Origin of the sequence: Bacillus sp. NPDC057893 (genome assembly GCF_042796455.1) — a bacterium.
Classification (GTDB): Bacteria; Bacillota; Bacilli; order Bacillales; family Bacillaceae_G; genus Bacillus_A.
This window is the reverse complement of sequence record NZ_JBHVNG010000041.1, coordinates 1-1,413: the sequence shown is the minus strand read 5'-3', so window position 1 is coordinate 1,413 and position 1,413 is coordinate 1. Positions and strand designations below refer to the sequence as shown.

Below are 1,413 nucleotides of genomic sequence, written 5' to 3'. Positions count from 1 at the left end.
GGCAGCCTTTAGGGCATGAGTTCGATATTGTACCGGACTCATGCCTTTTAATTTTGCCTTAATTCGTTTGTGATTATAATAATCGATATATTTTTCAAATTCTTGTTTAAAGTGTTCTATGCTTTCAAAATCTTCTAGGTAAAGAAATTCAGATTTCATAATACCAAAGAAACTTTCAATAACCGCATTATCGTAACAGTTCCCTTTACGAGACATACTTTGAGTGATCTTGCGTTCTTTTAAGGCATGACGATACTTTTTCATTTGATAGTGCCAGCCTTGATCAGAGTGAATAAGGAGGTTGTCTTCTTCTGTCAATTGTTGAAAAGACTTCTCTAACATCCTTGAGACAAGTGAATAGGTTGGTCTTGAATCAATTGTATAAGCAATTATCTCTCCGTTAAATAAGTCTAACATCGGTGATAAGTAGAGCTTCTCACCGCATAATTTAAATTCTGTTATATCTGTAACCCATTTTTCGTTCGGCTTTTCAGCCTTAAAGTTACGCTCTAAAATATTGGGCGCAATCTTACCTACTTTCCCTTTATAAGAACGATATTTTTTAATACGTACTAAGCTTTTTAGACCTAACTCTTTCATAATTCGTTGAACTTTTTTATGGTTGATTTTGTATCCTTGGTTCATTAGCTCATCGCGAATGCGGCGGTATCCATAACGACCTTGGTGTTCATCGTAAATGTTTTGAATTAAGATCTTTAACTCTTTATCTTTGTCTGGACGATTAGAATTCTGTATCCAGTAATAATACGTACTTCGTGGGAGTTCTGCTAATTTTAAAAGTGCCTTCACCGGAAATACTTTCCTTAGTTCATAGATTACTTGCGCCTTATCTTGTTTGGTGATTTTTCCTTGTTTTGAACTAAGGCATTCAACTTTTTTAGATAAGCATTCTCCATACGCAAACGCTCCAATTCAGCTTGTAATGCTTCCACTGACTCTTCTGTTTGTGTTTGTTTGTTAATTGACTTTTGATTGTTCTTAGTCATAGATTGACGCCCCTTTTTCTTCGATTTAAGGGAGTCTACTCCTTTTTGATGTAGTTGAATGCGCCATTGTCTAATAAGTCCAGGTGAAGAAATATTAAAAATAACTGCCGTTTCGTTTGGAGACGTCCCATTTTCGATCATATAATTTAGTACGTCTAGTTTATACTGTGCAGAATACGTTGTATAGCCTTTTTCAAATGCTTGGATTCCATGATATTCAAATTGTTTTATCCACATGCGAACCACTTCATGATTCGCTCCCAATGATTTCGCAATATCTTTTATACTTTCATTTCCATCTTGATAATCTATGACTGCATTCATTTTGTCTTCTGAAGTAAATTTAGTCATAAAAAAACTACACCTCCGATTGTTAGACTGTGTCTAACAATCGGGGTGCAGTTCA

General features: G+C 35.0%; 1 protein-coding gene. It reads right to left on the bottom strand.

The window, feature by feature from the left end:
- A protein-coding gene (locus ACFVQC_RS30185) for an IS3 family transposase (protein WP_377900195.1) occupies positions 1-1,358 on the bottom strand; the annotation gives its coding sequence in 2 pieces (ribosomal slippage) (positions 1-902 and positions 902-1,358; 1,359 coding nt annotated over the 2 pieces). This gene is flagged as partial in the annotation.
- Positions 1,359-1,413 lie beyond the last annotated feature (55 nt).